Source organism: Sulfitobacter pontiacus, from assembly GCF_040790665.1.
GTDB lineage: Bacteria > Pseudomonadota > Alphaproteobacteria > Rhodobacterales > Rhodobacteraceae > Sulfitobacter > Sulfitobacter pontiacus.
In genome coordinates, this window is sequence record NZ_CP160849.1 from 493,551 (window position 1) to 519,141 (window position 25,591).

Below are 25,591 nucleotides of genomic sequence, written 5' to 3' on the forward strand. Positions count from 1 at the left end.
GCCCTTCCCCAAGGTCACCGCCCTACACTGCCGCAAAGCGCACAGCCCTTGACCGTTTGCACCGACCAAGGCATCACAGCGGCTATGTTGATTTACAAAATTTTCCGCTCCGATGAATGGCAGGCCCTGCGCCGCGACGGCTCTACCACGGGCGCGCCGGTTGATGTCGCCGATGGCTATGTGCATTTCTCGACCTCTGAACAAGCGGCTGAAACCGCTGCGAAACACTTTGCCGGTGAGGCAGACCTGTTTCTTCTGGCCGTAGAGACCGACCGCCTTGGTGATGCGCTGAAATGGGAGGTGTCGCGCGGCGGCGCCAAGTTCCCGCATCTGTACCGCATGCTCATGCTAGAGGATGTGGTTTGGGCCCAGCCCCTGCCCTTGCTGAACGGGGCGCATGAATTTCCCGCTGGCTTTAAGGAAGCTGAATGATGACAGGATATATCGACCCGGATCGCGCACAGTTCGACGCCTTCAAGGGGCTGGACCGCGACACGCCGCTGAATATGGTGAACCTTGTCAAACTGCGCGACAAGGCCGCCTACCCAGACGATCACGCGCTGGCCGCCAAGGCGCTGACAGGGGCGCAAGCCTATAAGAACTACGGTGCGGAAAGTGGGCCGGTGCTGGCAGATGTCGGCGGATCGATCCTGTGGCGCGGCCAGTTCGAGGCGACGCTGATCGGCCCCTCGGACGAGGATTGGGATGTGATGTTCATCGCACAATACCCCAACGCCCACGCCTTTTTGCAGATGATCTCGGACCCGCGGTACAAACAGGCTGTGGTGCACCGTCAGGCCGCGGTTGTGACATCGCGCCTGATCCGCAGCGCACCGCTGCCCCTGACGGATGAATTTGCATGAAGCGCATGGCCGAGCAGCTGGGGCTGCGCGCCCTGCATCAGGTTGACCCCGAAACGGCCCATGGTCTGGCAATCACCGCGCTGCGGCTTGGCTTGGCCCCTACCCCCGGTCCGGTCACATCGAAGCGGCTGAAAACCTCGCTTGCCGGGATGAGCCTGCCCAACCCTGTCGGCCTTGCCGCGGGGTTTGACAAGAACGCAACCGCCGTCGCGCCGCTGTCCAACGCGGGTTTCGGCTTTATCGAGGTCGGGGCCGCCACGCCCCTGCCCCAACCCGGCAATGACAAACCCCGTCTGTTCCGCCTGACCGAGGACCGCGCGGCGATCAACCGCTTTGGCTTCAACAACGAAGGCATGCAGGCGATCTGCACGCGTCTGGCGCGCCGTGGCGCGGGCGTGCCCGTGGGGCTCAACCTTGGGGCCAACAAGACCAGCACCGACCGCGCCGCCGATTTCGCCCGCGTGATGGAGCTTGCCCGCGATCACGTGGATTTCGCCACGGTCAATGTATCCTCGCCCAATACCGAAAAGCTGCGTGACCTGCAGGGCAAGGCCGCCCTCGCAGCACTTCTGGCCGGCGTGATGGAGGTGCGCGGCGATACGCCCGTGTTCCTGAAAATCGCCCCCGACCTCACCGAGGCGGAGATCGCCGATGTGGCCGAGGTCGCCAATGACGCAGATGTTGCCGCGATCATTGCCACGAATACAACGCTGGACCGCACCGGCCTGAAGAACGCGCAGCGTGACCAGATGGGGGGGCTGTCGGGCGAGCCCCTGTTCGAAAAATCCACGCGCGTGCTGGCGCGCCTGTCGACGCTTACCGATATTCCGCTGGTGGGCGTCGGGGGCATCAGCTCGGCCGAGGATGCCTATGCCAAAATCTGCGCAGGCGCTTCGGCGGTGCAGCTTTATACGGCGCTGGTCTATGGCGGGCTGTCACTGGCGGCGGATATCGCCAAGGGGCTCGACAAACTGCTGAAGCAGGACGGGTTTGACACCGTGGCCGATGCCGTGGGCAGCAACCGCAGCGCTTGGCTTTGACAGGACGCCCCGGCGCAGATCGGGGCGCTATCCGCGCGACTTCGCCCCGACCCTGCGCGGGCGGGGCCTATCCCGCCGCACGCTCCAACGCGGGGTACCGCAGCGCCAGCGTGACCCCACGCGCGACAAAGGACACCAGCAGCGAAATCCACAGCCCGTGGTTGCCCAGCCACGGCACCAGCAGCGCCGCACTTGCACAGTAGATCACAAAGGACACCGCCATCATGTTGCGCATGTCCCGCGACCGCGTGGCCCCGATAAAGATTCCGTCCAGCATCCATGACGCCCACCCCAGCAGCGGGGCCGCGACCATATAGGGCAAGAACACCCGCGCCTCTTCGCGCACAAGCGGGGCCGTGGTCATGAGGTCGATGATCATGCCCCCGCCCCATGCGAAGCCCACGGTCATCAAGGCACAGGTCAGCAGACCCCAGCCGCTGGTCAGCACCGCGCCCCGTCGCAGAACATCACGCTGCTTGCCGCCCATGGCCCGCCCGACCAGCGCCTCGGCCGCAAAGGCGAAACCGTCAAGCGCAAAGGCCGTGATCATCAGGAATTGCAGGAGCACCTGGTTGGCGGCGAGCTTTACATCCCCCAACCCCGATCCCAGAAACAGGAACGAGACGAACACCGCCTGCAACAGAAGCGACCGCACAAGGATGTCGCCGTTGACCTTCATCATGTTGATCCAGCGCGGCCCGTCGAACACCTGCGCCCAGTCCCGCCATGCGGGCACTCCAAAAGCCGCACGGCAGAACCACAGCCCAAGCGCCGCCCCCGACCATTCAGCCAGAAAGGTCGCGATGGCGACGCCCTGGATACCCCAGCCGAGCCCCAGCACGAACCACAGGTCCAGCGCGATATTCAGCCCGTTCATCCACAGTTGCACCACCAGCACGGCACGGGTGCGTTCCTGCGCGATCAGCCAGCCGGTGATCGCGTATATCGCAATCGCCGCCGGGGCGGACCAGACGCGGATCCCCATATAGGACCGGGCGAGGTTCTCAACCTCGACGCTGGCCGGAGAAACCTGAAACGCCGCCCAGAACAGCGGTATCTGCAGCATCACCAGCGCAAGGCCCGCCAGCCCGCCGATCAGCAGCCCGCGTGTCAGCAGTGCCGCGACCTCTGCCGCGTCGTTGTTGCCTGCCGCCTGCGCGGTCAGCCCGACGGTGCCCATCCGCAGAAAGCCGAATACCCAGTAGAGCGATGACAGGATGATCGCGCCGATTCCCACGGCTCCGATAGGGGCCGCCAGCCCGATCTGCCCGACGACGCCGGTATCCACCGCGCCCAAGATGGGCACGGTGGCGTTGGAGATAACAATCGGGATGGCGATGTTCAGCACGCGGCGGTGGGTCACCACCTCTTTCGCGGATAGTTTGCCTTGGGCGACGGCGCTGACTTCGCCCTTGGGAATCGCGTCAGTCACGGCGTTGGGGCATCAGGAAATGGCCCGTTGCCTGCGCGAAAAGCTTGCTGCGGTTGTCCTGCCATGCCTCGACATGCACCGAGGCATAGCGCCGCCCCGACCGGTTGATCCGCGCGCGCGCATAGGCATCGCGCGGCAGACCCGAACGCAGGTAATCGACGGTGAAGTCGATGGTCTTGGGCAGCCGTGGCAAATGCGTCGCATCCATCTTGTCGACGGCCAGCGCACCGGATTCAAGATCCTCCCACAGGTATTCCCAGCTGAGCGTGATGATCGACGTGACCTCAAGGAACGAGGCCGTGACCCCACCGTGCAGCGCCTGCAACAGCGGGTTGCCGATCAGCTTGTCGGAAAACGGCAGAACGCCGGTCAGCTCGTCGCCACGGCGGTCGAACTCGATCCCCAGAAAGCTGATGTAGGGCACGCCGTCCACCAGCGCGCGCAGCGCCGCATCGCGACGCTTTTTGACGACCTGTACCGCCTCGGGTTTGCTCCGTGTGCTCATCGTTTGCCCTCCACCGTGAAACTGCCGGTGGCGGTGGCGACCGGGCTGCCGTCTTCTTCGTCCTGTGCCGTGGCGCGCACAAAGGCGACATTCCGCGTCACGTGATAACATTCTGCCCGCGCCGTGATCCGTTGACCGGGCACAGCCGCGCGCAGATATTCGATGCGCAAATCAATCGTCGCCGTCCCGCCGGGGTTGCTGGGGTGGCTCATCACCGCGGCCCCGCAGCAAGTATCCATCAACGCCGACACGGCCCCGCCATGCAAGACACCTGTGCGCGGATCGCCGATCAGCCGTTCATCATACGGCATGTCGATCACGGCGACGCCGCCGTCCAGCTCTTGCAGTCCCATGCCCAGGGCACCGCTGTAAGGCAGCGCCGCTATGAACTGCTTGGCGATGCGAAGTTTGTCTGACATTTTTTACTTCCTTGGCGTTATTCTCCCCATATCAACCGAGCGGCCAAGCAAGAGCAACCCCAGTGTTGCGCTTGGAAAGTGAACCGCATAGTTTCCGAACTTGAGGAGACCAAGATGACAGACAAACGCCTGAACTTTAAAGAAATGTGTGCGGAGTTTGACGTCACGCCGCGCACGTTGCGCTATTACGAGTACATTGAACTGCTCCACCCCGAGCGCGAAGGCCGGTCCCGCAGCTATGGCGCGCGGGAAATCGCCCGCATGAAGCTGATCATGCGGGGGCGCAAGTTCGGGTATTCGCTGGAAGGCATCCGCCAGTGGCTGCTGATCTATGAGAACGAAGGCACCGAAGCGCAAATGCGGGCGTGGGTCGTGAGCGCGGACCGCCAGTTGGGAGAGTTGGCAGAACAGCGCAAGCAGTTGGACGAGGCCATCGAAGAACTGCAAAAATCCCGCGACGATACAGAGGCCGCATTGGCCAAGCGCGACTGATATTTGTGTAGCGCCTTGGGTTTACGGGGCGCTACCATATCTGACAGCCGCTGGCTGGAGGGTGCCGTCGTTGGCAGCATCGAGCTATGGTATGAGAAACCGATGCGATGCGGGCCGGCTTACGCCTGCCGCGCGGCCATCCGACCCATCACATCGGAAAGACGGGTCAGGTCTGCTGCTGTCACAATCAGCTCCGACAGTGAATCAGCGTCGAGGCAGGCAGCAAATTCATACGCCACGTCTTCAACGAGCTTGGCCGCATCCTTGAGCCCCCGCGATGCGGAAGACGCGGAAATCACCGGCCCCTGCGCAAGATCATAGGTATTCGGTGTTGTTGAGGGTTTCGGGGGTTTGTTCTGCGCCACGGCCTGTCCACTTACAGTTGAGAATTCGCCACGACTATGCGTCCGACGGGTGATGCGCACGTCCCGTAAGTGCGCGACATCCGGTCACGCTCCCTTGCATTACGACAGGTTATCCAGCGACGGGTCGATCAGGCCAAAGGCCAGCCCCCGCACCGCAGCGCGGGTCCGGTCGGTCACATCCAGTTTGCCAAACAGACGCCGCATGATCGTATCGACCGTGTGTCGCGACACCCCCATGATCTGCGCGATCGAGGTGTTGCTCTTGCCGCGCGCGATCCAACGCAGCAATTCCAGCTCGCGCGGGGACAAGCGCCGATTGGGTGCAGCAGGGCCTGCCACAAGCGCGCAAAACCGCATATGGGCAAACTGGCTGGCGACGTGCAGGTCCAGAACCTCTGCATCGGTCGGGCGCGGCCTGTCGTGGTGGAAGCCGATACTGACCAAAGCATTGCGCGCCTGTGGCCCAAAGACCTGACAGACCAGCCCATCGGCAAAGCCGAACTCTCTCGCTCTGTTCAGATAGGCTTTCTGCTTTTCGGTCAAGGTGGTCAGCTGCGGCAGGTCACGCCAGAAAAACGGGGTAATCTGTGAGGCCGCGAAGGGAGGAAACGGATCGTCCAGATACAGGTGCTCTTCGGTATACATCCGGTGAAACTCTGCCGGGATACCGATCGCGACAGCGCCAAAGCTGGAGTCCCCAAGCGATTGCACATCAATACTGTGATAGGTGACCGTGCGAAAATCCTGCGCTTTGGCAAAGCGTTGCACCAGCAGCCATAGCGCCGAAACGCTGCTGACCTCGCGCAGACACTCTGTGAATAATCGCGGATCCATATCCTCGGACATATCCCCCCCGGCCGATAAAACTTGCTCCCCCACATCACTTAGTCGGCGCGAGATACCTATCAATGACCGCCTCGGGAAAATCCCCGTGGGGTTACGCAGATTTACTCAACGTAAAGCAAATGTTTGACGTAGCGTCCAAGTTACGTAAGCTTGTTTCTGGGTTATACCGCTCCCAGTTTAGGTGAAGTTGACCGTTCTACAGCAGTGATAGAATAGCGAGTAACTGATATGTCCAACACTACGATGACCATCCGCGAGATGTGCACCGCCTTCGATGTGACCCCGCGCACCTTGCGGTTCTACGAAGCGAAAGAACTGCTTTTCCCCGAACGTCAGGGACAAAAGCGCCTGTTTACCAAACGGGACCGTGCGCGGCTGAAACTGATCCTGCGTGGCAAGCGCTTTGGCTTCAGCCTCGAAGAAATCCGCCAGTTGCTGGACCTGTACCACATGGGCGACCAGCAACAGACCCAATTGGCGCGCACCTATGACATCGCGCGCGAACGTCTGGCCGACCTCGAAGCACAGCGCGAGGATCTGAACAACGCCATCGACGACCTGCAAAACCAGTTGAAATGGGGGGAGAAAATGATCGCCTCCATCAACAGCGCCCGCAACGCGGCAGAATAGGCCCGCAGTCCGGCGCACCCGAACACCTGATACACCGACCTAGATATACTGACCAAACGACGGCCAGATGGCCAAGGGAGAACACCACATGCCGAGCTACACCGCCCCGATCAAGGATATGCAATTCGTCCTGCACGATGTGCTGAACGTCACCGCGTCGTCCACCCCCGGTTACGACGAGCTTGAGGCGGATTTCACCTCTGCCATTCTGGAAGAAGCAGGCAAGCTGACCTCCGAAGTCCTCGCCCCGCTGAACGCGGTGGGTGATCAGGAAGGCTGCCGTCTGGAGAACGGCGTCGTCTACACCCCCAAAGGGTTCAAGGACGCCTTTGCGAAGGTCAAGGAAGGCGGCTGGACCGGTCTGGACATGCCAGAGCAATACGGCGGCCAGAACATGCCCTATATCCTCGGCACCGCCGTGGGCGAGATGTTCTCGGCGTCCAACCAGGCGTTCACCATGTATCAGGGCCTGACCCACGGTGCGGCCTCGGCGATCCTCGCCCACGGCTCTGACGCACAAAAAGATACGTATCTGCCCAACATGGTGTCCTGCGAATGGACCGGCACCATGAACCTGACAGAGCCCCACTGCGGCACCGATCTGGGCCTGATGCGCACCAAGGCAGCGCCACAGGAAGACGGCAGCTATAAGATCACCGGCCAGAAGATCTTTATCTCGTCCGGTGAACACGACATGGCCGATAACATCATCCATCTGGTGCTGGCCAAGATCGAAGGCGGCCCCGAAGGCATCAAGGGCGTATCGCTGTTCATCGTGCCCAAGTTCATGGTCAAGGAAGACGGCGCGCTTGGCGAACGCAACGCGGTGTCCGTCGGCTCCATCGAAGAGAAAATGGGCATCCACGGCAACTCTACCTGTGTGATGAACTATGACGGCGCGGTCGGCTACCTGCTGGGTGACGAACACAAAGGCATGCGCGCGATGTTCACCATGATGAACGAAGCCCGCGTGGGCGTCGGCATGCAGGGTCTGGCGCAGGCCGATGTGGCCTATCAGAACGCGCTGGCCTACGCCAAGGACCGCCTGCAAGGCCGTGCCGTCACCGGCACAGAGCACCCCGACAAGCCTGCCGATCCGCTGATCGTCCACCCCGATATCCGTCGCAGCCTGATGGAGCAGAAATCCTTTGTCGAAGGGGCGCGGGCGTTCATTCTCTGGGGGGCCAGCCTGATCGACGCGGCGCACCGCGCGGATGACAAGGATGCCGACGGGCTTGTCTCGCTGATGACCCCCGTCATCAAAGGCTTCCTGACCGACATCGGCTATGACATGACGGTCAAGGCGCAGCAGGTCTATGGCGGCCACGGCTATATCGAGGAATGGGGCATGTCCCAGTTCACCCGCGACGCCCGTATCGCCATGATCTACGAAGGGGCCAATGGCGTTCAGGCGCTGGACCTCGTGGGCCGCAAGCTGGCGCAGGACGGTGGCAAACACGTCATGGCCTTCTTTGATATGGTCAAGACCTTCATCAAGGAAAACGCAGGCCAGGACGCCGAGTTCGACGCCAGCTTTATGGAGCCGCTGAAGGCTGCCAGCAAAGATCTGCAGTCGGCGGGCATGTACTTCATGCAGAACGGCATGAAGAACCCCAACAACGCGCTCTCGGGGTCGAATGACTTCATGCATATGTTCGGGCATGTCTGTCTGGGCCTGATGTGGGCGAAAATGGGTCTAGCCGCGAAGAAAGCGCTGAAAGATGGCACCGGCGACGCGTCTTTCTACGAGACCAAGCTGGCAACCGGCCGTTTCTACATGGCCCGTCAACTGCCCGCGACTTCGCTGCACCTAAAGCGGATCGAAACCGGCGCGGATACTGTGATGGCGCTGGACGCGGCAAACTTCTAGGTTGCACCGGGGTGGGGACATCCCCCACTCCGATGCTGACTGAAAGGACGCCCGATGCCCAAACGTTTCCGCCTGACCCGCCGCTTCCCTGTCGCCATGACCGAAGACGGCTACCGCCGCCTGAAGAAATTTGCGGCAGAGGCCGGATTGGATGAAGGCGAAGCGCTGTCGTTTCTCTTCGAGAACTTCAACAGCGTGATCGACGAAGAGAACCTGACCGCGCGACTGCGGCTGTTCAACGCGGAACTGGACGGACGAAAGAGGTAGCACACCACCACGCCCTGAACGCCCTGCCGAACCCGACCCTTCGGGGAGAGTTTAAGGGGCAAAATGAAGCGCAAACACCCTGCCCTGATCCTGCGACCCGCACGACCAAAGCAGGGCTTCACTTTGCACGCGGCTCAGCTCTCCAGCCTGCCGCGCGGGGGTTGAATACGACAGGATGATTAGTAACTGATTAACGCAAACCCGCGCATCTTCATTTTGCCGGATAAACTCCACGGGGGTGTGGGGGTGTGAAACCCCCCACGGGACGACGATCGACACACAGGACTTGAGGGAGGGTTCAGATGACCATCAAACTGCATTGCTTCGGCGAAAGCGGAAACGCCTATAAGGCGGCGCTTGCGCTGCAGCTGTCGGGGCTCGACTGGGAGCCGGTGAAAGTTGATTTCTTCGGCGGCGAAACCCGCACGCAGGATTACCGCACGACGATCAACAACATGGGCGAAGCGCCGGTGATGATTGATGGCGATATCCGTCTGACCCAATCCGGCGTGATCCAGGATTATGTCTCGGAGCAATCCGGCAAATTCGGCGGGGGCAATCCCGAAGAGCGCCGCGAGATCCTGCGGTGGGTGCTGTGGGACAACCACAAGCTCAGCTCGAACGCCGGTATGACGCGTTTTTTGATGAACTTCCTGCCCGAAGACAAGCAGCCCAAAGAAGTCATCGGCTTTATGCAGGGGCGTTTGTCTGCTGCCTATGCCGTGCTGAACGACCATCTGAACGGCCGCGACTGGATTGTCGGCGACGGGATCACCAACGCCGATCTGAGCTGCTGCGGCTATCTGTATTACCCCGAGCCTTTCGGCTTTGTCCGCAAGGACTGGCCCCATATCGACGCGTGGCTCACGCGTCTGAGCGACACACCGGGCTGGAAAGCCCCCTACGACCTGATGCCCGGCAGCCCTGCTGACCGCGCCTGACCCAAAGGGAGACACCACATGACCGAAGCATATATCTACGACGCCCTGCGCACCCCGCGTGGCAAGGGCCGCAAAGACGGCGCCCTGCACGAGCTGACTTCGTTGCGCTTGTCCGCGCTGACGCTCAATGCGATGAAAGAGCGCAACAACCTCGAAGGCCACGCCGTCGAGGACGTGATCTGGGGGAACGTGACCCAGGTGATGGAACAGGGCGGCTGTCTGGCGCGCTCGGCCGTGCTGGCATCCGATCTGGATGAACGCATCCCCGGCCTTGCCATCAACCGTTTCTGCGCCTCTGGCATGGAAGCTGTGAACCTTGCCGCCAACCAGGTGCGCGGTGGCGCGGGCATGGGCTATATCGCCGGTGGCGTTGAAATGATGGGCCGCGTGGCGATGGGCAGCGACGGTGCTGCGATTGCCGTTGACCCTTCGCTCGCAATGGAGCGGTATTTCGTGCCGCAGGGCATCTCGGCTGACATCATCGCGACCGAATACGGCTTTACCCGTGACGAGGCCGACAAGCTGGCGATGCAGTCGCAGCAGCGTGCCAAGAAAGCCTGGGACGAAGGACGCTTTGATAAATCCGTGATCGAGATCAAGGACCAGAACGGCCTGTCGATCCTCAGCCATGACGAATACATGCGCCCCCAGACCGACATGCAGTCGCTCGGGTCGCTGAACCCTGCGTTCCAGCAGATGGGCGAGGTCATGCCTGGCTTTGATAAGGTCGCGCTGATGAAATATCCGCACCTCGAGAAGATCAACCACATCCACCACGCGGGGAACTCCTCGGGCATCGTGGACGGTGCGGCGGCTGTGCTGATCGGGAACAAGGAATTCGGCGAGAAATACGGCCTCAAGCCACGCGCGCGCATCCGTGCAACCGCCAAGATCGGGACCGACCCGACCATCATGCTGACCGGTCCTGTTCCCGTGACCGAAAAGATCCTTGCCGACAATGGCATGAACATCAACGACATCGATCTGTTCGAGGTCAACGAAGCCTTTGCCGCCGTGGTCATGCGCTTCATGCAGGCGTTCGACGTTGATGAAAGCAAGGTCAACGTGAACGGCGGGTCGATCGCCATGGGTCACCCCTTGGGTGCCACCGGCGCGATGATCATCGGCACGCTGCTGGACGAGCTTGAGCGTTCGGACAAGGAAGTCGGGATGGCCACGCTCTGTATCGCCTCCGGCATGGGCGCCGCCACCATCATCGAGCGCGTTTGATGGGCGACCAGCCGCATCCTTTCCACGCTGTGGCCGATCTGGCAGCGCGGCGTGGGTTGAGGGACCTTAAGCTCGCAGAAGAACGCGGGGGCAATATGTGCGCCTGTATCAGGCCACGCCGCCGCTGTTCTTCAAGCATCGCAACGATCCAAGCGACAGCTATGACCGCGAGCGGTTCAAGGACTTCAAACGGATACTGCTAAGCGAGGAAGACTGCGACAAAGGCCCAGAAGCCACCATCGCCTTGATCCGCTCACTGCTTGAAAAATTCGCTGACTATACGCCTCAGCGCTCGCAACACACTCCAAATCAGGGAGAGATTTAAATGACCGATTTCACCATGAAGACAGACGCCGACGGCGTCGCCATCATCACCTGGGACGTGCCCGGAAAATCCATGAACGTCATGTCGATCGAGGGCCTGTCCGAGCTGGACAGCATCATCGACACGGTCCTGTCCGACGACGCCATCAAGGGGGCCGTGATCACCTCTGGCAAGGACGGGTCCTTTGCCGGTGGTATGGACCTGAACCTGCTTGCCAAGATGCGCGAAGACGCGGGCGATGATCCGGCGCAAGGGCTGTTTGACGGCACGATGAAAATGCATGCTCTGCTGCGCAAGATCGAACGCGCGGGCATGGACGCCAAGACCAACAAGGGCGGCAAGCCGATTGCCTCTGCCCTGCCCGGCACAGCCGCGGGCATCGGGCTTGAACTGCCGCTCGCCACGCACCGCATCTTTGTCGCAGACAACCCCAAGGCGCGTATCGGCCTGCCCGAGATTATGGTCGGTATCTTCCCCGGCGCGGGCGGTACCACCCGTCTGGCGCGCAAACTCGGCGCGATGGCCGCATCGCCCTTCTTGCTGGAAGGCAAGATGGTTGCGCCTGCTGCTGCGAAATCTGCCGGTCTGATCGACGAAGTCGTCGCTGATCCGGTAGCCGCCGCGAAAGAATGGGTGCTGAATGCCAAGGATGCGGACATTCTGAAACCCTGGGACGCCAAGGGCTACAAGATGCCCGGTGGTGCCCCCTATCACCCTGCGGGCTTCATGACCTTCGTCGGGGCCAATGCGATGGTCAACGGCAAGACCCAAGGTGCCTTCCCTGCGGCCAAGGCCCTGCTGAGCGCCGTTTACGAAGGTTCGCTTGTGCCGTTTGATACCGCGCTGAAGATCGAGGCGCGCTGGTTCACCAACATCCTGCTGAACCCGTCCTCCTCTGCCATGATCCGGTCGCTGTTCCTGAACAAGGAAGCGCTGGAAAAAGGCGCGGTACGTCCCGAAGGTGTTACCGATCAGCGCGTCAAGAAACTGGGCGTTCTGGGCGCTGGCATGATGGGTGCGGGCATCACGCTTGTGTCCGTGCAAGCCGGGATCGAAGTCGTGCTGATCGACCAAACCCAAGAAGCCGCTGACAAGGGCAAAGCCTATTCCGCCAGCTTCTTTGACAAGGGCATCGCGCGCAAGAAATCCACCGAGGAGAAGAAAGCCGCCGCCCTTGATCTGATCACCGCGACCACCGATCTGGACGCGCTGAAAGGCTGTGACCTGATCATCGAAGCCGTCTTCGAAGACCCTGCCGTCAAGGCCGAGATGACCAAGAAGGTCGAAGCCGTGATCCCCGAGGATTGCATCTTTGCCTCCAACACCTCGACCCTGCCGATCACCGAGCTGGCCAAAGCGTCTAGCCGGGCGGATCAGTTCATCGGCATCCACTTCTTCTCGCCCGTCGAAAAAATGGCGCTGGTCGAGATCATCAAGGGTGCCGAGACTGGCGACCGTGCGGTGGCCAAATCGCTCGACTATGTGCGCCAGATCCGCAAGACGCCAATCGTGGTCAACGACGCGCGTTTCTTCTATGCCAACCGCTGCATCATCCCCTATGCCAACGAAGGCGCGCGGATGATCACCGAAGGGGCGGCACCGCAACTGGTCGATCACGCGGCACAGCTTCTGGGTTTCCCTGTGGGGCCGGTGCAGCTGACCGATGAGACCTCGATCGATCTGGGGGCCAAGATTGCCCGCGCGACCAAGGCGGCCATGGGCAATGCCTATCCTGCCAGCCAAGCCGATGATCTGATCTTCTGGATGGAAGATCTGGGCCGTCTGGGCCGCAAGGCGAACGCGGGCTTCTTTGACTATGACGAAAAGGGCAAGCGTCAGGGCTATTGGAAGGGGATGCACGACAAGTTCCCGCTGGCCGAGGAACAGCCAGACCTGCGCGATGTGCAGGACCGTCTGATGTTCGTGCAAGTGCTCGAAGCGGTACGTGCGCTGGAAGAAGGCGTGCTGGAAGACATCCGCGAAGGCGACGTGGGCGCGATCCTTGGCTGGGGCTTTGCGCCCTGGTCCGGCGGCCCGTTCAGCTGGCTCGACATCATCGGCACGCCCTATGCCGCGGAACGTTGTGACCAGCTTGAAGCGCAGTTCGGCGAGCGGTTCAAATGCCCTGACCTGCTGCGTGAAATGGCCGAGAAGAACCAGACCTTCTATGGTCGCTTCGGGCCGGACGCCAAAGCCGCCTAAGACGGCAACGCCCGATAGAGAAAACGGAAGCGGCCAGCAGTTCTTGCTGGCCGTTTTGCTTTGCGGGAGATGTACCGCCCGCGCGCTCAGCCGTCGAAGCTGTAGCCGAAACGCGCGATATCCTCGGCGCAGGTCGTGGCGATCAGGTCGCGGGTTTGGGGGGTGTAGTAGTCCCGATAGCCCGCCGCGCGGTCCGACGCATTCGCATGCGGCAACGTCAGATCAAAGCCCAGATGGTCGAACAGCGGCTGCGCGTCCTGCGCGAAATGCTCGATCCGGATGAACAGGTTGCTTTGATCCTCGCCTGCCCCGTCACGCATATATGACCCGTAGGGAGAGGCCAGAAGGCTGCCCTGCACGGTAGGCGTCTGCACGAAGGCGTCAAACGCCAGCGACTTGGCAAGCCCCACGGCGGGATGATCGAACCCCTGCGCGCGCAGCCAATGGTAATAGCTGACCATCCGGTCCCACGGGTTACGCACAAGCGCAAAGGCGAACATCTGGGCAATCTCTTGGCGGGTGACCACGCCCTCGATATCGGCGAGGGTTGCGTGTTTCCAAAGCCGCCCTGCCGACGCGGCCCCTGCCAGACGCTTGCGCCGCTTGACCGCCTTGGGCGTGTCGCCCAGCATCAGATCCTCTTTCATTGCGCGCGCTTCCAGCGCGAGCGCAAGGGACGTGCCTCCGGTCTTGGGGATATGCACAAAGATATAATTGCGCCCGCGGCTGATGATCATGACCGCCCCGCCGCATCTGTGGTTGGCCGCTTTACGCTCGTGCCCATATCCTGCCTCTGCCCTGCTTTTATCATCCTTCCCAAAACGGGGGATGCTGCGCAATAGTAACCGGGACAAAGCGAAAAAAGACAGGGTGCGCCATGGGCTGGATGACGAACGAAAACGGGTTGGACAAATGCGCCGCGAATTACGTGCCGCTCACGCCGCTGTCGCACCTGAAACGCGCGGCCCATGTCTTTGCCGATATGACGGCGGTGATCTACGGCGCGCATCGGGTGAGCTATGCGCAGTACCATGCGCGCTGTTCGCAGCTTGCTTCGGCCTTGGTGGCGACGGGGGTTGAACCGGGTCAGGTTGTGGCGACGATCCTGCCCAATATCCCCGCGCAGGCAGAGGCGCATTTCGGCGTGCCCGCCTGCGGTGCCGTGCTTAACACCATCAACACGCGGCTGGATGTGGATACGGTGGGCTACATTCTCGACCACGGCGAAGCGCGGGTGCTGCTGGTCGATACGCAGTTCGTCGATCTGGCAGAAGCGGCCTGTGCAACGCTCGACGGCCCGCCGCCGCTGCTGATCGAAGTGCCTGACCCTGCGGCGGGGTTCCCGGCAACGGGTCGCCACACCACATACGATGATTTCATCGCCACCGGCGACCCTGCGTTCAACTGGATCATGCCCGACGACGAATGGGAAAGCCTTGCGCTAAACTATACCTCTGGCACGACGGGGCGGCCCAAGGGCGTGGTCTATCACCATCGCGGTGCCTATCTGATGACCATGGGCACGGTGGTCAGCTGGCGTATGGTGATGCGGCCCGTGTTCATGCAGATCGTACCGCTGTTCCACTGCAACGGCTGGAACCACACGTGGATGATGCCCCTCTTGGGGGGCACACTGGTCTGCTGCCGCGACATCACTGCCGCCGCGATCTATGACGCCATCGCCAACGAAGGCGTGACCCATTTTGGCGGTGCCCCCATCGTGCTGAACATGATGGTGAACGCGACGGAAGACGAACGCCGCGCCTTTGATCATCAGGTGGAGGTCTTCACCGCCGGTGCGCCCCCTGCCCCTGCCACCCTGTCCAAGATCGAAGCTTTGGGGTTCAACGTCACGCAGGTCTACGGGCTGACCGAGACCTACGGCCATGTCACTGAATGTCTGTGGGATCCCGCATGGGACAGCGCCCAAGGGGCCGAGCGCGCCGCGATCAAGGCCCGTCAGGGCGTCGCCATGCCGATGATGGAAGAGATCACCGTCATGGACAGCGAAATGGCCCAAGTCCCGCTGGACGCTGCCACACAGGGAGAGATCATGATCCGCGGCAATTCGGTGATGAAAGGGTATTTCAAGAACCCCGCCGCCACGCGCGCGGCCTTTGCGGGCGGGTATTTCCATTCGGGCGATCTGGCGGTGCAGCATCCGAACGGACATATGCAGATCGCCGACCGCGCCAAGGACATCATCATCTCGGGCGGCGAGAACATCTCGTCCGTCGAGGTCGAAGGCGTATTGATGGGCCATCCGGATGTGAACCTCGCCGCCGTTGTCGCGCAACCGGACGAGAAATGGGGCGAAGTGCCCTGTGCTTTTGTCGAGCTGAAACCCGGCCGGAGCGGAGACGAAGCCGCCATGATCGCCTTTGCGCGCGACACGCTTGCGGGGTTCAAAGCACCCAAACGCGTGGTGTTTCAAGAGCTGCCGAAAACCTCGACCGGGAAGATCCAGAAATTCGAACTGCGCGCGCAGGCCGCCAGGCTTTAGTGCAGTCTACATCGCGCGCTGTGTGACAACCGGATCGGCGACGATCACCGCCTCTGCCTGCTCTTGCGGGCCGAGCCGTTTTTCGTACCGCCAAACGTCAATCTGCAACGGCCCCTCGCCGGTTTCGACCTCGTAAGGGATTGTGCCCGCCTGCACCCAGCCGCAGGCCTCATAGAACCGCGCGGCACGGGTGTTGCCAACCGAACAGGCCAGCCATTTCAGCCCATGTCCCAGTTCTGCTTCCGTCGCCGCCATCATCTGCTGCGCCAGACCGCTGCCCTGAAAGGCATCACTGACGTAGAACTGGTAGATCTCGTCATGGTCCACCATGAAGAACCCGGCGATCTGCCCTTCGACCCAGACCACCTGCGTATGCTTAAGGTGCACCCGCATCCGCATCGTGAACTCTTCGAAACTGCGCAGGGCGGTCAAGGCGGGCGGCACGACATCGGCATGGGCCTGATGCCAACCACGATACCAGATCTCGACAAGTCTGGCGGCATCATCGGGATGTGCGGGCTTGATCTGCATGGGACGCTCCTTTCGAATTCTCCTATGCTGTCTTAAGTCCACCCATTGCTCAACCCGTGTCAGGTGGTAAACTATCCAAAACAGTTAGGCACTATACTTCAGGATATGACAGCCCTTTCCAAATACGCCCGGTTGGAAGCAACCGGACTATGGCGTTCGGCCCCCGATGCCCAACGTCGCGAGGTCATCGTGTCGATCGGCGATGCGACACTGGTGATTTCCGACCTCAAGGATCAGGCGCTGACCCATTGGTCACTGGCGGCTTTGGCGCGTTCAAACCCCGGCACCCGCCCCGCGATTTTCCACCCCGACGGCGACCCCAGTGAAACGCTGGAAATCCCCGACAGCGAGGGAGAGATGATCGACGCCATCGAAACCCTGCGCCGCGTGGTCGAACGCCGTCGCCCCCGCCCGGGGCGGCTGCGCTTTGCCGGGGTGCTGACCTCGGCGCTGGTGGTGGCGGCGGTGGCGCTGTTCTGGCTGCCGGGTGCGCTGCAAGATCACACGCTGCGGGTGGTGCCCAAGGTCAAACGCGCCTCCATCGGGGCGGCGCTGCTGAAAAAGATCGAACGGGTGTCCGGCCCCGCCTGTACCAACGCCCGCGGGCGCACGGCGCTGGCAAAGCTCGGCGCGCGGCTGTCGTCTGATCCGATGGTGGTTCTGCCCGCCATGACCCGCCCCAGCCTGCACCTGCCCGGCGGGCTGATCGTGCTGAACAAGACCCTGTTCGAGGATTACGAGTCCCCCGATATCGCGGGCGGCTATATTCTGGCGGAGCAAGCGAAACGCGCCGTCACGGACCCGCTTGAACATATGCTCGCCACCATCGGCATCCGCGAAAACTTCCGCCTGCTGACCACAGGCGATGTCTCGGATGCGGCCCTCACACGCTACGCCGAACATCTGATGGCCGAACCCGCGCCGGAACCGCCCGTTGACGCCCTGCTTGCCCGTTTCGAAAAACAGCGCCTGCACAGCACGCCTTACGCGCAAGCCCGTGACATCACCGGAGAGACGGTGCTGCCCCTGATCGAAGGCGATCCGATGAACGGCAAGGAAACCGACCCTCTGCTGAACGATGCCGACTGGCTACGGCTGCAAAATATCTGCGGCGGCTAAGGCAGAGATACACACTCCGACCTTCAACGCAAAAGGCCAGCCGGATCGCCCCGACTGGCCTTTTATCTGCACTGTCGTGCGGTTGCGTCAGCGGATGTAGGCATCGCCGTAACCGGCACCGCGCAACTTACCCAAAGCCGCAGGTGCAGAGGACGCGCCAAAGGGCCCCGCCTGCACCGACAGATAGGTCTTGCCGCCGCGGGTGGACTTGCCGATGCGCGCGCCCATCCCCATCCGCGCGATACGTTGTGCCGCACGCTGCGCGTTCGCGCTGTCCCCATAGACGCCGATCTGCACATAGGTCTTGCCCGCGGCACGCGGGGTCGCTGGGGCTGTGGCGACTGGCTTGGGGGTCGAACGGCTAGAGTAAACCGGCTTGCGCGCGGCAGGCGCTGCGTTCTTGTTGCGTACGATACGTTTGACCAGCTGGCCGTTGCGCTTGGCAAAGGTCACCTCGCCCAACTCGCGGCGCTGCTGCTCGACCGAGGTATAGGGGTAGACCAGCGGCAAACGCGCGGTCACGTCCTGCCCTGTGCTTTGGTTCACTAGACGGCGCGGCACGGTGTTGGTCCAGATCAACAACATCTTGGACCGCCCCTCAAGGTTCTGTTCGGCCCGCTTGGGGTTCAGACGGTCGTCTTCCCACACGGGGCGGTATCCTTTGGGCACCGAGACGTTGGCATAGGTGTTCTGGCGGTTGATCGCGACATGTTTCGGCACGATCCGCGTATGCGCATGCGCCGCTGCGGGTCTCGCCGTAGTTGTGACGCTGCCTGTGGCTGCCCCATAGGACGGCGCAGATGCCACGGCCCCGGCCTGCGCGGTGGAGGGCAGGATCGGCGCGGTTTGTGGGCCGCAACGCACGGCGAGCCCCTTGGTCCGCGACCCGGAGTATTGCTGGCTGATGGCAGAGCGTCCGGCACAGGTGGTCGGCACCTGCGCCACCGCCACCGGCGCTTGCGCGCGCGGTGCGGCTGGCACGTCGACCGAGCGTGGTACCGGCTGGCGCACCGGCTTGGGTGCTTTCTGGCGTACAACAACCGGCTTGGCCTTGCGCTGTGGCAGAGGGCGTGCCGCAACCGTGGGCTGTTTGGCCGCGGCGGGCGCGTTGTTCACGGTGATCTGCACCGGCGCATCAGCACCACCGGCAGGCGCGCTGGCCGCTGTCTGCACATTGGTCGGCTTGAAGCCGCAGACACCCTGACGTTTGCGCGACACGCGCGGCACCCAGGTCACATTGCCGTCGATACCGGCCCGAATAAACACACAGCCTTTGCTGTCGACATATTGCTTGCCCTTATACGAGGCCGACGGGAATTCCGCCGGTTGATCGCGAAAGCTTTGCGCTTGGGAAATACCTGCCCCAAACGTCGTCATCAATGCCGCAACTGCCACAATACTAGTAAATTTCATCTGCGCCCCCACACAATGTAGTAAATAAACCATGCGCGATCCCGGTTTCAGAGTAAAGCACCCTGATCACCGGATCGCCCATTTTGCGCCTTACTTGGTCCCGAACATCCGGTCACCGGCGTCACCAAGCCCGGGAATGATATACCCCTGCTCGTTCAGCTTCTCGTCGACCGCCGCGGTGACGATCGGCACATCGGGATGCGCCTCTTTCATGCGGGCCACGCCTTCGGGGGCCGCCAGCAGACACAGGAAGCGGATATTGGTCGCACCGGCTTTCTTCAGCATGTCGATCGCAGCCACGGATGAATTACCAGTGGCGAGCATCGGGTCCACGGCGATCACCAGACGGTCGTCCATACCCTCTGGCACTTTGAAATAGTATTCTACCGGCTGCAACGTTTCCTCGTCACGATACAGGCCAACAAAACCTACCCGTGCCGACGGGATCAGCTCAAGCACGCCGTCCATCAAGCCGTTGCCCGCCCGCAGGATAGAGATCAACGCCAGCTTCTTGCCGTCCAGCGTAGGTGCGTCCATCGGCTGCATCGGCGTGTCGATCCGCTTGGTCGTCATCGGCAGGCCGCGGGTCACCTCATAGGCCAGAAGCTGGCTGATCTCGCGCAGCAACTGGCGGAACGCCGCGGTCGATGTGGATTTATCCCGCATGATTGTCAGCTTGTGCTGCACCAGCGGATGATTAACGACGGTCAGGTGTTCAACGATATCGGACATCGGGGCGCTCTCCATATTACTTGGCTGAACTCATGCCCCGAAAAGCCGTGCCCCGCAACCATCGCATCTTCGCCAGCTTCATTTTGCCAGTCAAACTCCGGGGGGATCGCGGCCCTGCCGCGATGGGGGCTGGCCCCCACCCGACCGATACGCCGCCGAACAGGGTTTAGTCGGGCACCGCAACCCCAAGATGCCGCGCCACCAGCCCAGCGACATCGCGAAAACCGATCTGCCCCAAGCTGCCAGCGCCCTGCCCTGCCACCAGAACCGGCGCCCGTTCGCGGGTGTGGTCGGTGCCCACCCATGTCGGGTCGTTCCCGTGATCTGCGGTCAGCACCAGCAAATCCCCGTCACGCGGTTGCCCCAGCAGCTTACCGATCTCGGCATCAAACCACTCAAGCGCGCGGGCATAGCCCGACACATCGCGCCGATGCCCATAAAGACTGTCAAACTCCACAAAATTCGCAAACGTCAGGCTGCCGTCCTCGGCGCTTTCAACCAGATCACCAAGATGCCCCATCAACGTCTCGTCAGACCCTTTGCGCACCTCGTCAAAACCGGTCATCGAAAAGATGTCACCGATCTTTCCAACGGCATAAACACGGGCACCACTGTCCTGCACCCAGTTGCTCAGCACCGGCGCGGGTGGCGTGATCGCAAAATCACGACGGTTGGTGGTGCGGGTAAAACCGCTTTGCGCATCCCCGACGAAGGGACGCGCGATCACCCGTCCGACTTTCATCTCATGCGCGATCGGGGCCATGTTTTCGCATAGCTCCAACAGCCGTTGCAGGCCGAAACTCTCTTCATGCGCGGCGATCTGCAACACGCTGTCGGCCGAGGTATAGCAGATCGGGAAACCGGTCTTTATATGCTGCGCGCCGAACTCCTCGATAATGGCGGTGCCGGGGGCGTGGCAATTCCCCAAAATCTCGTCCGTGCCGGCAAAGGCCGCAAGCTGCGCAACAAGCGCAGGCGGAAAGGACTTCGACACATCGGGAAAGTAATGCCACTCCCACGGGACCGGCAAACCGGCCAATTCCCAATGGCCCGAGGGCGTATCCTTGCCGCGCGAGATTTCGGTCGCCGCGCCCCATGTGCCGCTGACGGCGCCATCAAGGCTTGCGATATGCAGCCCGCTGGCCAGTTCAATCGCGGGGCCAAGCCCCAGCGACGCCATATGCGGCACGTTCAATGGGCCGCTGCGCCCGTCTTCTGCACGGCCCTCCGCACAGGCCTGCGCGATATGACCAAGGGTATTCGCGCCGGTGTCCGGCACGCGCCCGTTAAAGAAGGTGTCCGCATCGGGGGCACCGCCGATACCGACTGAATCCATCACAACCAGAAAAGCACGCGCCATCAGCCGACCCTCTCTACAATCAAATCCGGCACGGCGACCGGCTTCGGGCCGATGGTAATCGCACCGCGCACCGCCTGTGCGGCCCGCTCTGCGTCACCGGCGCGGGCGGCATGAACCACCGCCAGTGGCCCCTTGGACGATACTTTCGCGCCTAGGCGGACGACATCCGAAATCCCCACGGCCGGGTTGATCTGGTCCGTCTCGACCGCACGCCCGCCGCCCAAAGCGACGACCGCAAGGCCCAAGGCCTCGCCATCAATCGCGGTTACATATCCGGTTTTCGGTGAGGGGACCTCTCCGATGATCGTCGCCTCGGGCAGGAACCGCGTCCAGTTTTCGACAAACTTCGCAGGCCCGCCCATGGCCGCGATCATCACGCCAAAGCGTTCCGCCGCGCGGCCCGACCGGATCGCCTGCACGATCATATCCGCCCCGACCTGCACATCGCCCGCCAGACCTGCATTGGCCAGCAACACCCCCCCAAGAGCCGCACAGACCGAGACAATCGGCCCCTTGTTGTGCCCCGTCAGCACGCGCATCACCTCGGCCACTTCCAGCGCGTTCCCAAGGCTCGGCACCAGGGGCTGGCTCATATCGCTGATAACCGCCGTCGTCCGGCACCCGCTGGCGTTTGCGGTCTTGGTCAGCGCCGTCGCCAGCGCCTGCGCCTGCGCCAGATCTTTCATGAAGGCACCGCTGCCGACCTTGACGTCCAACACCAAACCATCCAGCCCCGCCGCCAGCTTCTTCGACAGGATCGACGCGGTGATCAGATCGAGGCTGTCCACGGTCGATGACACATCGCGCACCGCATAAAGCCGCTTGTCTGCGGGGGCGATACCGTCGGTCGCACTGACAATCGCACAGCCTGCCTTCGCCACCACGGCGCGAAACTGCGCCTCGTCCAATGTGGTATTCACACCCGGAATGGCCTCAAGCTTATCCAGCGTCCCGCCGGTATGCCCCAGCCCACGGCCCGAGATCATCGGCACATAGGCCCCGCAGGCGGCCAAGGCAGGGGCCAGCACAAGGCTGACGCAATCGCCCACACCGCCCGTCGAATGTTTATCCAGCACCGGCCCGTTCAGATCCCAGTCGAACACCCGCCCGCTGTCGCGCATGGCGAGCGTCAGGGCCACACGGCCGACATCGCTCAGCCCGACCTGACAGACCCCCATCGCAAAGGCCCCCGCCTGCGCATCACTGACCCGCCCGTCGGCAAGGGCCATCGCGAACCAGACAAGCTCTTCTCGGTTCAGCGACCGCCGGTGCCGCAGTTTGGACAGGATCGCGCGGGCATCCATGACTTAGCCCTCCATATGCGCGCGGCCAAAGGCACCGGGCAACAGCTCGGCCATGGTCATCACCTCTTCCACGCCCGACAGGGTCGCCATGGTCACCCGCGCGTCCCCCTCACCGAATTCCGCCAGTTTCTGACGGCAGCCGCCACAGGGGGTGACGGGCGTGGGGCTGCCCGCAATCACATAAGCCTCGACAAAAGCCGTCTCGCCCGCCGCGATCATGGCGGCGATGGCACCGGCTTCGGCACAGGTGCCTTCCGGGTAAGCGACGTTTTCCACGTTGCAGCCGACAAACACCGCACCCGAGGCCGTGCGCAACGCGGCCCCCACCTTGAAATTGGAATAGGGCGCATAGGCATTTTCCTGCACGGCGCTGGCGTGCTGTCGCAAATCACTGGTCATAATTCCCCCAAGTTTCACAAAACTATAAAAACCTTTCGCCAAAGTTGCGATGCCAAAAGCGGAAAAATGCCATGCTTCATTTTGCCAGACAAACTCCGGGGGAATCGTGGCCTGCCACGATGGGGGCTGGCCCCCTTCCCGCCCTACAATCTGCGCCGCATGGGCGGTGACACGCCCCGCTCCAAAAGTCGTGTTGGCGCGGCTGGTAAAATAGTTTAACGCTAAACTACTCTCTTAAAGGACCGCCAAAACATGACCGATGCGCCCAATCTGCGCCAAGCCGCACTTGACTATCACGCTTTCCCCAAGCCCGGAAAACTCGAAGTGCGCGCGACCAAACCACTGGCGAACGGCCGCGATCTGGCGCGCGCCTATTCCCCCGGCGTGGCCGAAGCCTGCCTTGAGATCAAGGCCGACCCGACCACAGCCGCGCATTACACCACCCGCGCGAACCTTGTGGGTGTGGTGACCAATGGCACGGCGGTTCTGGGGCTCGGCAACATCGGCGCGCTGGCCTCCAAACCGGTGATGGAGGGCAAGGCCGTCCTTTTCAAGAAATTCGCCAATATCGATTGTTTCGACATCGAGCTGGACCAGAATGACCCCGAAAAGCTCGCCGAACTGGTGTGCGCACTAGAGCCGACCTTCGGCGCGATCAACCTCGAAGACATCAAGGCCCCCGATTGCTTTACCGTCGAACGCATCTGCCGCGAGCGAATGAACATTCCGGTTTTCCACGACGACCAGCACGGCACTGCGATTGTCGTTGGGGCCGCCGTGAAGAACGCGCTTTTCGTGGCGGGCAAGAAGTTCGAGGACATCAAGATCGTCTCCACAGGCGGCGGCGCGGCGGGCATTGCTTGTCTGAACATGCTGCTGAAACTCGGCGTGAAGCGCGAGAACGTCTGGCTTTGTGACATTCACGGTCTGGTCTACGAGGGCCGCGAGATCGACATGAACCCGATCAAATCGGAATACGCGCAGAAATCCGACCTGCGTGATCTGGCCGACGTGATCCATGATGCCGACCTGTTCCTCGGGCTCTCTGGTCCCGGTGTCCTGAGCCCCGAAATGGTGCAGAAAATGGCGCCGCAGCCGATCATTTTTGCGCTGGCCAACCCCACGCCGGAGATCATGCCCGATCTCGCCCGCGCGGTGGCCCCTGACGCGATTATCGCAACGGGCCGGTCGGATTTTCCCAATCAGGTCAACAACGTATTGTGCTTCCCCTTTATCTTCCGCGGTGCGCTGGATGTGGGGGCAACCACCATCAATGACGAGATGAAGATCGCCTGTATCGACGGGATCGCCGCGCTTGCCCGTGCCACCACCTCGGCCGAGGCTGCCGCCGCCTATCAGGGCGAACAGCTGACCTTTGGCCCCGACTACCTGATCCCCAAACCCTTTGACCCGCGCCTGATCGGGGTCGTGTCTACCGCCGTGGCGAAAGCCGCGATGGACACCGGCGTCGCCACCCGCCCGATCGAGGATCTGGCCGCCTATCGCCACAAGCTGGACAGCTCGGTCTTCAAATCGTCCATGCTGATGCGCCCCGTGTTCGAGGCCGCGCGCGTGGCCCCGCGCCGGATCGTCTTTGCCGAAGGCGAAGACGAACGCGTGCTGCGCGCCGCCCAAGCCATGGTGGAGGAAACCAAGGAACGCCCGATCCTGATCGGCCGCCCCGAGGTGATCGAACGGCGCATCGAAAAGGCTGGTCTGACAATCAAGCTGGGCGAGACGGTGGATCTGGTGAACCCCGAAAACGACCCGCGCTACCGCGACTATTGGGAGACCTATCACAACCTGATGGCCCGCCGCGGCGTGTCGCCTGATATCGCGCGCGCCATCATGCGCACCAATACCACCGCCATCGGCGCGGTGATGGTGCACCGCGAAGAGGCCGACAGTCTGATCTGCGGCACCTTCGGGGAATTCCGCTGGCATATGAATTATATCGAACAGGTTCTCGGTCGCGACGGGCGGCGCCCCCATGGGGCCCTGTCGCTGATGATCCTGGAAGATGGGCCGCTGTTTATCGCGGATACGCAGGTGCATCTGCACCCCACCCCCGAACAGATCGCCGAGATCGCCATCGGTGCCGCGCGCCATGTGCAACGTTTCGGCATCGAGCCCAAGATCGCCCTGTGTTCGCAAAGCCAGTTCGGCAATCAGGGCGAAGGGTCGGGCAAACGTCTGCGCGCGGCGCTGCGGCTGCTGGATGCGGGCAACCATGATTTCTGCTATGAGGGCGAGATGAACATCGATGCCGCACTCGACCCCGAGCTGCGCAGCCGTCTGCTGCCCTCGAACCGGATGGAAGGTGCTGCGAATGTTCTTGTCTTTGCCCATGCGGATGCGGCATCGGGCGTGCGCAATATTCTGAAGATGAAGGGAGGCGGGCTTGAGGTTGGGCCGATCCTGATGGGGATGGGCAACCGTGCCCATATCGTCTCTCCGTCGATCACCGCGCGCGGGCTGCTGAACGTCGGTGCGATCGCCGGTACGCCGGTCGCCGAATACGGCTGACGCCCCGCGTGAAAACGCCGCCCTTATACGGGGCGGCGCATGGACCGGAACCGGCCGGAATTACTTGGCCGGTTTGGCGCCCTTGGCCGCAAAGGGTGCCTTGATGTCAGACACGCTGCTTGGCATCGGCTTGGCAGGCCGTGCGTCTGCTTTGGCCTTTTTCTTCTTGTTGGCGAGCTTATCACCCATTGTTCTGAACCTTTGTTCAAAGACGAAGGGCGGCGACATGCCGTCCCTAACCGCGATGCTGCGCCCCTTTGCGCGATTGATCTGATCC

27 protein-coding genes are annotated in these 25,591 nt (G+C 62.1%); 14 read left to right on the top strand and 13 right to left on the bottom strand.

The genetic code is table 11. From position 1 onward, the window contains the following. Nucleotides 1-84 precede the first annotated feature (84 nt). From AB1495_RS02365 to AB1495_RS02375, 3 genes are read left to right on the top strand one after another with little or no spacing between them, the layout of a single operon-like run. Complete coding sequence (locus tag AB1495_RS02365) at nt 85-432, top strand: DUF952 domain-containing protein (protein WP_074634797.1); 348 nt, start codon at nt 85-87, stop codon at nt 430-432. Continuing rightward, on the top strand, nt 432-863 hold the full coding sequence (locus AB1495_RS02370; protein WP_037954495.1) for a DUF1330 domain-containing protein: 432 nt from the start codon (nt 432-434) through the stop codon (nt 861-863). Before AB1495_RS02365 ends, AB1495_RS02370 begins: the two co-directional genes overlap by 1 nt. Then, nucleotides 860-1,903 (top strand): quinone-dependent dihydroorotate dehydrogenase, encoded by a 1,044-nt coding sequence (locus AB1495_RS02375; protein WP_074634674.1) that lies wholly within the window; start codon nt 860-862, stop codon nt 1,901-1,903. The genes AB1495_RS02370 and AB1495_RS02375 overlap by 4 nt, the downstream gene beginning before the upstream one ends. A 67-nt stretch (nt 1,904-1,970) precedes the next feature. On the opposite strand, the gene AB1495_RS02380 is transcribed toward AB1495_RS02375, so the two are convergent. From AB1495_RS02380 to AB1495_RS02390, 3 genes are read right to left on the bottom strand one after another with little or no spacing between them, the layout of a single operon-like run. Continuing rightward, nucleotides 1,971-3,335: an MATE family efflux transporter gene (locus tag AB1495_RS02380; protein WP_074634675.1), complete on the bottom strand. Its 1,365-nt coding sequence runs from the start codon at nt 3,333-3,335 to the stop codon at nt 1,971-1,973. Further along, on the bottom strand, nt 3,328-3,840 hold the full coding sequence (locus AB1495_RS02385; protein ID WP_064217103.1) for a PaaI family thioesterase: 513 nt from the start codon (nt 3,838-3,840) through the stop codon (nt 3,328-3,330). The genes AB1495_RS02380 and AB1495_RS02385 overlap by 8 nt, the downstream gene beginning before the upstream one ends. Beyond that, complete coding sequence (locus AB1495_RS02390; RefSeq protein WP_074634676.1) at nt 3,837-4,259, bottom strand: PaaI family thioesterase; 423 nt, start codon at nt 4,257-4,259, stop codon at nt 3,837-3,839. The genes AB1495_RS02385 and AB1495_RS02390 overlap by 4 nt, the downstream gene beginning before the upstream one ends. Nucleotides 4,260-4,373: 114 nt before the next feature. Between AB1495_RS02390 and AB1495_RS02395 the strand changes: the two genes are divergently transcribed. After that, entirely contained in the window at nt 4,374-4,751 is a 378-nt protein-coding gene (locus AB1495_RS02395) for a MerR family DNA-binding transcriptional regulator (protein ID WP_005849459.1), read from the top strand. A 119-nt stretch (nt 4,752-4,870) separates the two neighbouring features. Here the strand turns inward: AB1495_RS02395 and AB1495_RS02400 are convergent, their stop codons facing one another. Together AB1495_RS02400 and AB1495_RS02405 are read right to left on the bottom strand one after the other, a co-directional pair. Further along, nucleotides 4,871-5,116 (bottom strand): hypothetical protein, encoded by a 246-nt coding sequence (locus tag AB1495_RS02400; protein WP_005849460.1) that lies wholly within the window; start codon nt 5,114-5,116, stop codon nt 4,871-4,873. Nucleotides 5,117-5,215: 99 nt separating this feature from the next. Next, nucleotides 5,216-5,962, bottom strand: coding sequence for a LuxR family transcriptional regulator (locus tag AB1495_RS02405; RefSeq protein ID WP_037966187.1), 747 nt, complete (start codon nt 5,960-5,962; stop codon nt 5,216-5,218). Nucleotides 5,963-6,190: 228 nt separating this feature from the next. On the opposite strand from AB1495_RS02405, the gene AB1495_RS02410 reads away from it, so the two are divergent. The 7 genes from AB1495_RS02410 (at nt 6,191) to AB1495_RS02440 (ending at nt 13,427) form a co-directional block, all read left to right on the top strand. After that, nucleotides 6,191-6,592 carry a MerR family DNA-binding transcriptional regulator gene (locus tag AB1495_RS02410; protein ID WP_037944722.1) on the top strand — a complete coding sequence of 134 codons (402 nt, stop codon included), beginning with the start codon at nt 6,191-6,193 and terminating at the stop codon, nt 6,590-6,592. 88 nt (nt 6,593-6,680) lie between these two features. Beyond that, nucleotides 6,681-8,462, top strand: coding sequence for an acyl-CoA dehydrogenase C-terminal domain-containing protein (locus AB1495_RS02415; protein ID WP_074634798.1), 1,782 nt, complete (start codon nt 6,681-6,683; stop codon nt 8,460-8,462). Between the two features lie 54 nt (nt 8,463-8,516). Continuing rightward, nucleotides 8,517-8,729, top strand: a complete 213-nt coding sequence (locus tag AB1495_RS02420) for a hypothetical protein (RefSeq protein WP_005849464.1) — start codon at nt 8,517-8,519, stop codon at nt 8,727-8,729. 302 nt (nt 8,730-9,031) lie between these two features. Next, nucleotides 9,032-9,670 (top strand): glutathione S-transferase family protein, encoded by a 639-nt coding sequence (locus AB1495_RS02425; RefSeq protein WP_074634677.1) that lies wholly within the window; start codon nt 9,032-9,034, stop codon nt 9,668-9,670. 18 nt (nt 9,671-9,688) lie between these two features. Continuing rightward, complete coding sequence (locus AB1495_RS02430) at nt 9,689-10,900, top strand: acetyl-CoA C-acetyltransferase (RefSeq protein WP_005849466.1); 1,212 nt, start codon at nt 9,689-9,691, stop codon at nt 10,898-10,900. 97 nt (nt 10,901-10,997) lie between these two features. Beyond that, complete coding sequence (locus AB1495_RS02435) at nt 10,998-11,225, top strand: hypothetical protein (protein WP_244268811.1); 228 nt, start codon at nt 10,998-11,000, stop codon at nt 11,223-11,225. Continuing rightward, nucleotides 11,226-13,427 carry a 3-hydroxyacyl-CoA dehydrogenase NAD-binding domain-containing protein gene (locus tag AB1495_RS02440; protein WP_074634678.1) on the top strand — a complete coding sequence of 734 codons (2,202 nt, stop codon included), beginning with the start codon at nt 11,226-11,228 and terminating at the stop codon, nt 13,425-13,427. It begins immediately after the preceding gene. Between the two features lie 86 nt (nt 13,428-13,513). Here the strand turns inward: AB1495_RS02440 and AB1495_RS02445 are convergent, their stop codons facing one another. Beyond that, nucleotides 13,514-14,164 (bottom strand): sulfotransferase family 2 domain-containing protein, encoded by a 651-nt coding sequence (locus tag AB1495_RS02445; protein ID WP_074634679.1) that lies wholly within the window; start codon nt 14,162-14,164, stop codon nt 13,514-13,516. Between the two features lie 140 nt (nt 14,165-14,304). On the opposite strand from AB1495_RS02445, the gene AB1495_RS02450 reads away from it, so the two are divergent. Further along, nucleotides 14,305-15,930: an AMP-binding protein gene (locus AB1495_RS02450; RefSeq protein ID WP_074634680.1), complete on the top strand. Its 1,626-nt coding sequence runs from the start codon at nt 14,305-14,307 to the stop codon at nt 15,928-15,930. 6 nt (nt 15,931-15,936) lie between these two features. On the opposite strand, the gene AB1495_RS02455 is transcribed toward AB1495_RS02450, so the two are convergent. Then, nucleotides 15,937-16,461, bottom strand: a complete 525-nt coding sequence (locus tag AB1495_RS02455) for a GNAT family N-acetyltransferase (RefSeq protein ID WP_005849471.1) — start codon at nt 16,459-16,461, stop codon at nt 15,937-15,939. A gap of 105 nt (nt 16,462-16,566) precedes the next feature. Here AB1495_RS02455 and AB1495_RS02460 point away from each other — a divergent pair, with 105 nt between their 5' ends. After that, nucleotides 16,567-17,580 carry a hypothetical protein gene (locus tag AB1495_RS02460; RefSeq protein ID WP_037966171.1) on the top strand — a complete coding sequence of 338 codons (1,014 nt, stop codon included), beginning with the start codon at nt 16,567-16,569 and terminating at the stop codon, nt 17,578-17,580. Between the two features lie 87 nt (nt 17,581-17,667). On the opposite strand, the gene AB1495_RS02465 is transcribed toward AB1495_RS02460, so the two are convergent. The 5 genes from AB1495_RS02465 to AB1495_RS02485 form a co-directional block, all read right to left on the bottom strand. Beyond that, complete coding sequence (locus AB1495_RS02465) at nt 17,668-18,993, bottom strand: SPOR domain-containing protein (RefSeq protein WP_244268813.1); 1,326 nt, start codon at nt 18,991-18,993, stop codon at nt 17,668-17,670. 90 nt (nt 18,994-19,083) lie between these two features. Further along, nucleotides 19,084-19,716, bottom strand: a complete 633-nt coding sequence (gene upp, locus AB1495_RS02470; protein ID WP_037945097.1) for a uracil phosphoribosyltransferase — start codon at nt 19,714-19,716, stop codon at nt 19,084-19,086. Between the two features lie 175 nt (nt 19,717-19,891). Beyond that, nucleotides 19,892-21,085, bottom strand: coding sequence for a phosphopentomutase (locus tag AB1495_RS02475; protein ID WP_074634682.1), 1,194 nt, complete (start codon nt 21,083-21,085; stop codon nt 19,892-19,894). Beyond that, the gene (locus AB1495_RS02480; protein ID WP_074634683.1) at nt 21,085-22,389 is read right to left on the bottom strand and encodes a thymidine phosphorylase; all 1,305 of its coding nucleotides are present in this window, start codon (nt 22,387-22,389) and stop codon (nt 21,085-21,087) included. Before AB1495_RS02480 ends, AB1495_RS02475 begins: the two co-directional genes overlap by 1 nt. 3 nt (nt 22,390-22,392) lie before the next feature. Continuing rightward, complete coding sequence (locus tag AB1495_RS02485; protein WP_074634684.1) at nt 22,393-22,788, bottom strand: cytidine deaminase; 396 nt, start codon at nt 22,786-22,788, stop codon at nt 22,393-22,395. Between the two features lie 252 nt (nt 22,789-23,040). Here AB1495_RS02485 and AB1495_RS02490 point away from each other — a divergent pair, with 252 nt between their 5' ends. After that, nucleotides 23,041-25,314 carry an NADP-dependent malic enzyme gene (locus AB1495_RS02490; protein ID WP_005849479.1) on the top strand — a complete coding sequence of 758 codons (2,274 nt, stop codon included), beginning with the start codon at nt 23,041-23,043 and terminating at the stop codon, nt 25,312-25,314. A 60-nt stretch (nt 25,315-25,374) separates the two neighbouring features. Here AB1495_RS02490 and AB1495_RS02495 read toward each other — a convergent pair whose 3' ends face one another. Next, nucleotides 25,375-25,503 (bottom strand): malic enzyme, encoded by a 129-nt coding sequence (locus tag AB1495_RS02495; protein ID WP_074634685.1) that lies wholly within the window; start codon nt 25,501-25,503, stop codon nt 25,375-25,377. Between the last annotated feature and the right edge of the window lie 88 nt (nt 25,504-25,591).